General features: G+C 34.4%; 11 protein-coding genes. 9 read left to right on the forward strand and 2 right to left on the reverse strand.

Going from position 1 to position 10,269, the window contains the following annotated elements; translation table 11 throughout:
- Positions 1-23 precede the first annotated feature (23 nt).
- Genes ILA26_RS00580 through ILA26_RS00595 form a run of 4 tightly spaced genes read left to right on the forward strand, consistent with a single transcriptional unit; the run spans position 24 to position 2,518 of the window.
- The gene (locus tag ILA26_RS00580; protein WP_292892899.1) at positions 24-761 is read left to right on the forward strand and encodes an endoglucanase; all 738 of its coding nucleotides are present in this window, start codon (positions 24-26) and stop codon (positions 759-761) included.
- Positions 762-792: 31 nt separating this feature from the next.
- Positions 793-1,344, forward strand: a complete 552-nt coding sequence (locus ILA26_RS00585) for a PsbP-related protein (RefSeq protein WP_292892901.1) — start codon at positions 793-795, stop codon at positions 1,342-1,344.
- Positions 1,345-1,356: 12 nt separating this feature from the next.
- Positions 1,357-1,869, forward strand: a complete 513-nt coding sequence (locus ILA26_RS00590; protein ID WP_292892903.1) for a flavoprotein — start codon at positions 1,357-1,359, stop codon at positions 1,867-1,869.
- Between the two features lie 25 nt (positions 1,870-1,894).
- Positions 1,895-2,518: a phosphopantothenoylcysteine decarboxylase gene (locus ILA26_RS00595; protein ID WP_366514865.1), complete on the forward strand. Its 624-nt coding sequence runs from the start codon at positions 1,895-1,897 to the stop codon at positions 2,516-2,518.
- 651 nt (positions 2,519-3,169) lie between these two features.
- Here ILA26_RS00595 and ILA26_RS00600 read toward each other — a convergent pair.
- On the reverse strand, positions 3,170-3,811 hold the full coding sequence (locus ILA26_RS00600; RefSeq protein WP_292892905.1) for a fibrillarin-like rRNA/tRNA 2'-O-methyltransferase: 642 nt from the start codon (positions 3,809-3,811) through the stop codon (positions 3,170-3,172).
- Between the two features lie 3 nt (positions 3,812-3,814).
- Positions 3,815-4,966 (reverse strand): ATP-binding protein, encoded by a 1,152-nt coding sequence (locus ILA26_RS00605; protein WP_292892907.1) that lies wholly within the window; start codon positions 4,964-4,966, stop codon positions 3,815-3,817.
- A gap of 75 nt (positions 4,967-5,041) precedes the next feature.
- On the opposite strand from ILA26_RS00605, the gene ILA26_RS00610 reads away from it, so the two are divergent.
- Genes ILA26_RS00610 through ILA26_RS00630 form a run of 5 tightly spaced genes read left to right on the forward strand, consistent with a single transcriptional unit; the run spans position 5,042 to position 10,121 of the window.
- Complete coding sequence (locus ILA26_RS00610; RefSeq protein ID WP_292892909.1) at positions 5,042-5,581, forward strand: glycosyl transferase; 540 nt, start codon at positions 5,042-5,044, stop codon at positions 5,579-5,581.
- Between the two features lie 24 nt (positions 5,582-5,605).
- A complete protein-coding gene (locus ILA26_RS00615; protein ID WP_292892911.1) occupies positions 5,606-6,511 on the forward strand; it encodes a dihydroorotate dehydrogenase in 906 nt (301 codons plus the stop codon).
- Complete coding sequence (locus ILA26_RS00620) at positions 6,504-7,301, forward strand: dihydroorotate dehydrogenase electron transfer subunit (RefSeq protein ID WP_292892912.1); 798 nt, start codon at positions 6,504-6,506, stop codon at positions 7,299-7,301. The genes ILA26_RS00615 and ILA26_RS00620 overlap by 8 nt, the downstream gene beginning before the upstream one ends.
- A gap of 12 nt (positions 7,302-7,313) precedes the next feature.
- Positions 7,314-8,336, forward strand: coding sequence for an AI-2E family transporter (locus ILA26_RS00625; protein WP_292892913.1), 1,023 nt, complete (start codon positions 7,314-7,316; stop codon positions 8,334-8,336).
- A complete protein-coding gene (locus tag ILA26_RS00630; protein ID WP_292892915.1) occupies positions 8,337-10,121 on the forward strand; it encodes a DNA-directed DNA polymerase in 1,785 nt (594 codons plus the stop codon).
- The last annotated feature ends 148 nt before the right edge of the window (positions 10,122-10,269 follow it).

The following is a 10,269-nucleotide window of genomic DNA, read 5'->3' on the forward strand; positions in this document are numbered from 1 at the left end:
TAATAATTTCAGGGAGGGTAGGCATGTCAGACGATAGAGATAAACTTTTACATATCATGAGCAGTTTGGAATCAGATTATAAGTCTGGAAAAATTTCTCATGAAAAATATAGTTATTTTCGTTCAAAATATGAAGATAAATTGAATTCTATTGATGCGGTTGAGGCCACAAGAAGAATTAGATCAATGCAAGGCAAATCAACTGCTCCGAAAAATTCTAAGAAAAGACGTAGAAAACCTGCCAAAGATAGAAAGAAACAAGAGCAAGATTTAGTTCAAAAGTATATTATTAACCCTAAAAAGGATGATGCAAGGTATAATCAGAAGAAAAAGTCATCAATGAACAGCGGCACATTTAGATTAATAACCATCTTGATATTGGTTATTGCATTTACTGCAGGTGTTGCATATGGGGTTTTCAATTTTGATTTTGAAACTGGTACAGACACAAATACTGTCGCAATTGTTGAAGATACAGCATTCCCTGAAATTCATGCGGTAATTACCAATACTACAAATGTTACCAAAGTTGATACTTCAAATTACACAGTTGTTAAGAATACAGATGATAAGGATAACTCAAATGATGTAGAAACTACGACCGATAGGGACTCTAGTTCGTCCAGTTCGGATTCAAGTAGTTCTTCAAGTTCTAGTTCGTCCAGTTCGGATTCAGGTAGTTCATCCAGTTCCGATTCCGGAGGTTCATCAAGCTCTGACTCTGGAGGTTCATCCAGCTCTGATTCGAGTTCTGGCGACTAGTGATGGTGAATTAATATTTTAAGGTGATTGAATGGAAAATAAAATATTAAAAGGAAGTGTAATAGCATTTGTCATTATGTTATGCTTAATAGTTATAGCTTCAGGAGTTAGCGCACAGACCAGTCCTGAAGGAGATACCAATATTCAGACATTATCAAAGGGAGGTTTGTCTATTTCATATCCTTCTGATTGGGGATCTTCTGAAGCTACTTCAAATTATTCTATAATGGCTATATCTAAAAAAGATTCTATTGATTCATCCGGTGTAGGTCAAGTTAATATTAATTTTGAGAAGAAACCTCTCACTGGGGAATTCACCAAATTTGTTAATGATACATATAAGCAAATGCAATATGACTCTTCATTCACTTTAGTTTCTTCTGGGGAGTCTGTTGTTGCGGGTAAGAATGCATTAGAATACGTTTACACATCTAATGAAGATGGTGCTCAAAAAGAGCATAAGGCAGTTTGGTTCGAAAAAGGAGGTCAAGCTTACGCTTTATTATATAGCGCACCGTTAGACCAATTCGATGCTAATTTATATGTGTTTAATTATATTTTGACTGATATTCAAATAACATAATTGGGTGTTTTAATGATAATATTGTGTGTTACAGGCAGTATTGCCGCTACTGAATCTATCAAATTGGCTCGTGAACTGAAAAGGCAAGGAATGGAAGTTAAATGTTTCATGAGCGAGTCTGCATGTGAAATAATCCATCCTAATGCGATGGAATTCGCTACAGGCAATGAAGTTGTAACTAAACTGACAGGCAAAATCGAACATGTCAAATATTCTCAGGAAGATTTGATATTGGTTGCCCCTGCAACTGCAAATACAATTTCTAAATTTGCTCATAAAATTGCGGATAATCCTATTTCAACCCTTTTAATCACTGCTCAAGGGCATGACACTCCAATTATTTTTGTCCCATCAATGCATGATTCAATGTATAGGGCAGTAAAAGAGAATATTGATAAAATCAAGAATGAAGGTTCTGCAACTTTTATCAAACCTAGAATGGATGAGGGCAAGGCTAAGTTTCCTTCAAAAGATGACATTGTTCTTGAATCTTTGAGAACCATTAATTTAAATAAAAAGGATTGATATTATTAAAGGAAAAAAAGTTTTAATAAGTCTTGGGGGAACTTATGAACCAATTGATTCAGTAAGGGGAATCACCAATAAGTCTTCAGGAAAGATGGGTTTGGCTCTTGCACGTGAAGCATACATTCGTGGAGCCGATTTAAAATTGGTGGTTGCCAATGTTACTGTAGACATTCCTTCAGTTTTTGATGTTGTTCATGTTGAGACAAGCAAGCAAATGAACGATGCTGTTTTAGAGTTGATTCCTTCTTATGATATTTTCATATCAACTGCGGCCGTTTCTGACTTTGAATTTAAACAGAAATCCGACAAGAAAATTGATTCAGCTAATTCTTTATTTTTGGATTTAAAGCCAACAACTAAAATCATACGTCAGATTAAAAAGATCAATCCTGATATTTTTTTAGTAGGTTTCAAAGCGGAGTTCAATATTTCAAGAGATGAAATTATCGAATGTGCCAGAAAACAAATTAAGGATGCTGGAACAGATCTTGTCGTTGCCAATGACATCTCCAGAGATTGCTGTCATTTTGGATCTGATAACAATGAGGTCTTAATAGTTGATGATGATGATGTTTTAACAGTCCCATTGGCATCAAAAAATGAAATTGCAAAAAAGATTTTAGATGTAATTTCTCAAAAATTATAACTTAATCTACATATGCTTATTTAATCATGCAATTTTCATTCAACGGTTATACTATATTAAATTTTCACTTGATTATTAGTAGGTTATTTCTATTAACCATTATTTTTTTTATTCATATCTTTCATATAATTGAGGGTATTTCTTGTCTAATATTCTTCTTGAATATTTTTTTAGGTAAAATTAAATTGCCTTGTTTGGCTTTTATTTTGGGAATATATTTTTAAATCAATATTGTTTTTAAATTATCATTTGGTATCTTGGTGAAAATTAGTTTTCTTGTTTGTGTTTTTATCATTTTATTTTTTAAAATAAAATGTAAATCTGTAGTTGAATATAAGCATTATTCAGTAATACTTTTTAGATTAAAAAACATGAAATCAATCTCTGAAAAAAAGTTGTCTAAAAATAAGTTATTCAATAAAATAAGTTCATGCCTTTAGGAATGAGTTAAATGGAGTGATTAATAGAGTGAATCAACCTAAAGGACGTTTCAATGAACTTTTATTTTATTTGCATTAGCATATATAATATTTTATTTTATAGTATAAAAAGGTATCTAAGTAATACTTTTTCAGGTTTTTTGTAGTATTTTTTTATGTTTCTCAGAAGTATTTTTTAACGAAAAATCCTATGTAAATTCATTGATTTTAATTAAAAATTTTTTTCTACTAACAATGCAATATGGTCTTTTTCGTAAGGTTCCAATTTCACTTTTTCAATAATTTTAAAACCTTTCTCTTTCAATTTCTTTTCTTGTTCTTTGAATACCTTTTTAGGCTTTTGAACCACGTCTATACTTCTTGCCTTAATCATTAAAAGACCAACCCCTTCTTCAGCTGAGAACAGATTCATATTTTTCATAAACAATTCTGTCTGAGTTGGTTGAGCTACATCACAGTACACTAGGTCTGCCTTTTCAACAATATTGAGATATCCTTTCGGTTTTGTTGCATCTCCTAAAATCGGAGCAATATTATGCCTTTGACGTGAAAGTTGAACCAATTTTTTGGCGGTAGTGGGTGAAAATTCAACCGCATAAACCCTTCCATTTATTACAATATCTGAAATGTGTGATACGGTTGTTCCGGTTGAAGCGCCCAAGTATAATACTTTTGAGGAGTCCTGGATGTCCAGATTTTCTAATCCATTTAAAAGGGCTGCAGCTAATTTTGAGCGTCTAGGATTCCATATCCTATACTCTTCATCTTTTTTAATTAATTCTTCTCCATAAACTGATATTCCTGGAGTTAAATTTTTAGTTGCGACGTTTCCATCCTTAAAATAAACTTTCATGCTCTACCTCCTCTTCCTTTTCTTTTTACCTTTTCTCTTCTTATTTCTGGATTTTGACTTTTCTTCTTTCCTTTTTTTAGTGGTTTTTGTTGGAAAAGGATTGTTTTTTTCTATTTCTTCAACTTCCTGCTTGAACTCTTCAAACACATTTTTATCAAAAGTTTTTGTGAAAACATCTCTTCTTACGGCCAGTGAAATCTTACCTGCAAGCATTCTTGCGATTTTTCCACGATTCCACCACTTAGCGCCCCGCACTTGAGGGTGCTGGTAGATTAATCCGTATTTTGGTGGACGGTCTCCACTTTTCAAATGCCTGAACAATGCTTTTTCCGCACCCATTATCTGAACTGTACTTGAAGGATACATTGCAAGACGTTTTATTCCTCCAGCATGTGAAATTAGTTTTGCACCTAATGTTGAGCCAACTAACAACTTTAAATTCGGAGCGATGCTGTCCATTTTCAAATCAATATACTCTTCAATGTTTTTCCTTGATTTTTGAAGTTCATGAATGGACTTTGCATAATTATTCATAATCTTCAAGTCTTCTTCGTTAATGTCATCTTCTAAATCAATGATGTTGTCGGGGAATGCTTCAGGTTTTGCCTTTATGATTTCATCCTTGCTTTTGTTTTCGGAAATCAGCTTTATGTAGGTCTCATTATTCTTGATGACATCCATTTCAGGGAAGTATAATGCATACCATTCTCTAATTCTTTCAATCAATTTGGATATGCTTTCGTCAATCTCGTCAATGGAATTGATGGCTTGGATTAAGTGTTTATCTTCGCTGGCAGATTCCTTTTTGATCTTGTAGATTGCTAAGTTTTGATAGATGTTTGTGATTTCAGCATCATTTAATCTAAACTCATCATAATTGTTTCTTAAGTATTCTCCTGCCTTATTTGGAGTTTTTATTGTAATCTTGTCATTATCATAATCTGATAAACGTTTATTGGACTCGATGATTATTTCATCATAATCTCTAGAAACCTCTTCAATAATTTCCAATTCTTCCTTAACAATTTTTTTGTCATTAATTTCGGCTAATCTGATGATTATTTCATCCTCTGGAAATAATTTTTGCGAAATTAATTCATTTTCACTATTGAAAGCAAAATATCCTTTAACACAATAAGTTATATAGCATTCCATGAGATAATTTATTCATTTTATTTTTAATAAGTATTTTTATACATTGAAAATTAAATTATCTAATAGGTTATAATCATGTCAAAACAAAGTTTTAGAGATTTAAAAAATGAAATTGAACTAAAAAATGCCGAAATTGATGAGATGTCAATGGAATTGAAAAGCCAGGCGGAACAGATAAATAAATTGAAATTATACTCAACTAAATTAAAATATGAAAATAAGAACCTGGAGGATAAGCTTGATACAAAAATAGACTATGATAAGGCCAGAATAAAGGAGCTTGATGATCTTCATGAAAAAATTGCCGAAAAGGAATCCATAATCGAGGACAAGCAAGACCAAGTGAGGTATTTAAGGTCTTTAATCGATGATTACAAAACCCAAATAAAATCCAATTCGGATGAACTGGAAATTCAGCTTAGGAAAATCTCTAAAAACTATGAAGCTTTGTTATCCCAAAAAGATTCAATCATTGAAAAGCAGGATGAAATCATTTCAAACCTCACTAAAGCAAATGAAGAAATAGTCAAGTCCAATAAAACCAATGTAATAAGTTTAAAATTACAAAATGAAAAATATCAAGAAATCATTGACAAATTTACAAAAACTAATTAAATAATTAATTACAAAGTTGATATTATGTTAAAAACTAATATTTGTGGAGTGGAATTTCAAAATCCATTGATGCTGGCAGCGGGAATAATGGGAAGCAATGCCTCATCAATGAATTGGATTTTAAAATCTGGTGCGGGAGGAGTCGTGTCAAAGTCATTTTCACTGAATCCTCATCCAGGTTATGTAAACCCTACAACCGTTGCGGTTGACGGGGGAATAATAAATGCAATAGGCCTTTCAAATCCGGGAGTTGAAAACTTCAAGGAGGAATTGAAGAAAATCGAAAGGAAAGACAATGTAGTTATTGCTTCAATATATGGGGCAACACCTGATGAGTTTTCAGCCCTTGTGGGTGAAGTTCAGCAATACGTTGACATGATTGAGCTTAACATCTCCTGTCCTCATGCGATGGACGGATACGGGGCTTCAATCGGTCAGAGCTGTGACTTGTCACACACTATCGTTTCAGCATCAAAGGATGCAAGTGACGTGCCAATCATTGCAAAGCTGACACCTAACGTAACAGACATCACTGAAATTGCAAAGACATGTGAGGATGCAGGAGCGGACTGCTTATCCTTAATCAACACTTTAGGTCCTGGAATGAAAATAAACATTGATGTTGCAAAACCTGTATTGTCAAATAAGTTTGGCGGTATGAGCGGCAAGGCAATCAAGCCAATAGCAATACGCAACGTCTACTCAGTTTACGAGGCAGTTGACATTCCATTGATTGGTGTTGGAGGAGTATACACTTTCGAGGATGTTGTTGAATTCATATTTGCAGGTGCCCGTGCAGTTCAGATAGGTACTGCAATCATGGATGAAGGTGTTGAAGTGTTTAGTAAGATTAATGAAGGATTGAAAAAATTCATGGCTGAAAAAGGTTATAACTCAATTGATGAAATGGTGGGGATTGCACATGATTAATGAACCAAAAATTGTAGAGATTAAAGAGATTATCGAAGAGACTCCTACCATAAAGACATTTAAATTTGATTGGGATTTTGAAACACTTGGACGTCCAAATCCCGGTGAATTCTTAATGGTTTGGAATTTCCATAATGAAAAGCCGATGTCCATCTCACAGATCAATGACAATGAATTGGCAATAACCGTCAAAAATATCGGCAAGTTCACCTCCCAGTTGCATGACTTGAAGGTTGGAGACCAAATTGGTATAAGGGGCAGTTACGGTAATGGATTCGATAATTCATTTGAAGGCAAAAAAATCATTGCTATTGGTGGTGGAGTAGGTATGGCTCCAATGAACTCAATTGCTACTGATTTGGCTAAAAATAATAATGTTAGCGTTATTTCTGCAGCCCAAACAAAAGATGAATTGTTATTTTTGGATTCTCTAGAAAGTTTGGGTGTTGAGGTTTACCCATGTACTGATGATGGAAGTTTCGGATTTGAGGGTTTTGCCACAAATTGCCTTAGCAGTTTGCTTGAAGAAACAACTTACGATTATGCATTTGTATGTGGTCCTGAAATCATGATGAAAGGAATATTTGATATCCTTGAAGCATCTGAAATACCTGCCCAATATTCTCTTGAAAGATATATGAAATGCGCTCTTGGAGTGTGTGGTCAGTGCTGTGTTGACAGCGAAGGCTGGAGAATTTGTGTGGAAGGACCTGTTTTTGAAAACGACAAAATCGAACAAATTACAGAATTTGCAAAATACAGAAGGGACGCTTCTGGTGTAAAATATTAAGAGGATGATAACATGGGAATAGACATTAAAGAACAGTTAACTCCTCCAGTATTGTTGATAATCTTTTTATTGATAGTTTCATTAATGTTCATATTTCCTGTTCTGAACATGGTGATTTTAGGAGCTATCTTGGCTTATGGAGTTAGGCCGGTAGCAAATAAGATCCAATCAAAATTAAAATACTCTTCAGTTTCTATTTTGCTTGCAATGGTGGTCATACTGATACCATTGATATTGCTGGTTGCATATATAGTGATGGAGCTTTCAGGAATATTGTCCGGATTTCTTGCCACAAATTCATATAATGACATAAACGCTACCATTACATCAGTCAGTGCATATCTGCCGGGAAATTTTGATATAAACTCAATATCTGCAAATATCAACTCTTCCCTGCATGAAATAGGGAGCTATGCCCTAAATTATTTAGTTAAATTTGCAAGCAGCTTGATGAATGTTACTTTGGATTTATTTATTCTTGTCTGTTCCGTATTTTATTTCGTTCGTGATGGAGAAAGATGCCTTGAATTCATCAAGTCATTTGTTCCTGATGATTCAAAGGACTTCTTTGACAAAACCGTTGAATCAGTAAAGGATGTTTTAAGAAGCATATTTTACGGACACTTCCTGACTTCTGTCATCATCGGAATATTCGCTGCGATAGGATATTCACTTCTAGGTTATCCTTATGGAATATTTTTAGGTGTGATAACCGGAATTCTGCAATTGATTCCTGTGTTCGGGCCTTGGCCTATCTATTGGGCATTGTTCTTCATGGATGTAATGTCTGGAAACTATCCACGGGCAGTGATAGTATTGCTGTTCGGATTTTTCCTAAGTACAGTGGACATGTACATAAGGCCTGCACTTTCAAGTCATTACGCCGACATCCATCCGTTAATATTGCTGATTGGATTCTTGTCTGGCCCTCTTGTTTATGGAATAGTGGGATTCATTGTAGGACCATTGATTTTAGGAATAACCTATGCTGTTTTGGACAATTATAGAAAAGAGTTTCTAATGGGAGATGCGTAAATGCAGAGAAATGTTGTAATTTTGGATATTGATTATGTCACTTATGAGGATAAGCCTGTAATCAGGTTATTTTCAAAAGAAGGCGACAAGAACATAGTTCTCATTGATGATACATTTGAACCTTACTTATATGTAGTAAGCGATGATGTGGACCAATGCATATCTGAAATTGAAGACAATCTTGATGTTGTCAACATTGAAAAGCTAACAAAAAAAGATTTTCAGGTTGAATCTGAATTTATAAAGGTCACATTCAAGCATCCTCAGGAACTGGCTAAAAACAGGGATGCACTAAGGGATTTGGATTCAGTAATTCAAATTAGGGAATTTGACATTCCATTTTACAGAAGATACCTGATGGACCGTGATGTCATTCCGATGACTGAAGTTATCGCAGTTGGAGAGGAATTGGACTCATTCCTTGATTTGGACTCCTCAAAACTGGACATTGAAATTCTTAAATTGACAGAGCCTCTTGAGAGGGTTCCGGAATATCCTCAAAATTTCAGGATATTGAGCTTTGACCTGGAAGTCAGAAACCCTCATGGAATGCCGAATTCCGAAGAGGACGAGATAATCATGATTGGTGTTTCAAGCAACTTTGGAATAAACCAGGTCATCTCAACTAAAACAAACTCTAGCGGGAAAGATAATTTTGTAAATCAGGTGGAATCTGAAAAGGAAATGATTGAAGAGTTTGTAAAAATAATAAAAGACAACAATGTAGATATCATTGTCGGATATAACTCAGACAATTTCGATTTCCCGTATCTCAAGGACCGTGCAAAAATATTGGGCGTCGATTTGGATATTGGAATGGACGGCTCTGACGTCAAGTTCATCAGAAGAGGATATGCCAATGCGGCTTCTTTTAAGGGATTGATTCATGTTGACTTGTATCTGGTGATGAGAAGGTACATGACTCTTGACAGGTATACTCTGGAAAGGGTTTATTATGAACTATTCGGTGAAGAGAAGATTGATGTTCCTGGAGAAAGGATTTTTGAGTTCTGGGATAATGGTGGAGAGGAATTGGACAACTTATTTGATTATTCACTTGATGATGTGGTGTCCACTTTAAAGATTGCAGAACAAACTTTGCCTCTTAATCTGGAACTTACCCGTATTATAGGTCAACCGTTATTTGACGTTTCCCGTATGGCAACCGGCCAACAGGCAGAATGGTTTTTGGTAAAGCAAGCTTATTTTGATGATGAGGTTGTGCCTAACAAGCAAGGATCTAACTTTGCGGATAGGGCATCTGCAGACGATAATGAAGGTGGATATGTAAGGGAACCTGAAAAGGGACTTCATGAAAACTTGGTACAATTCGACTTTAGAAGCCTATATCCGAGTATTATCATCTCAAAGAACATATCTCCTGATGTGATGACCTTGGGTGAAATTGAAAACGAAGATGAGTATAACATTTCACCGGAACATGGAATCAAATTCAAGAAATCCCCTCAAGGGTTCATTCCATCAGTTATTGATAAAATCTTGCAAGAGAGATTTAGAATCAAGCGTGAAATGAAGGCAACAGAAGATCCTCAACAGAAAATAGCTTTGAATGTACAGCAACAGGCAATAAAAAGATTGGCAAATACCATGTATGGTATATATGGTTTTCCACGTTTCAGATGGTATTCCTTTGAATGTGCAAAGGCTATCACCTCATGGGGAAGGCAATACATCAAATCATCAATAAAAAAAGCAGAAGAATTTGGTTTTTATGCAATATATGCTGATACTGATGGTTTTTATGCCAAATATAAAAAAGATTAATTTTTTTTTAAAAAAGAGGCTGACTCATAATTTTTGTGTTTAAAATTTTTTTCTTATTTTATTATCCTTTAATTTTATATACTAGAAAGTACAATCTATTATTAAAGTTAATTAACTTTTTGGTTGTGTTTTTTATGGTTTTGAGGGA

The organism is Methanobrevibacter sp., assembly GCF_017940815.1.
Taxonomy (GTDB): Archaea; Methanobacteriota; Methanobacteria; order Methanobacteriales; family Methanobacteriaceae; genus Methanocatella.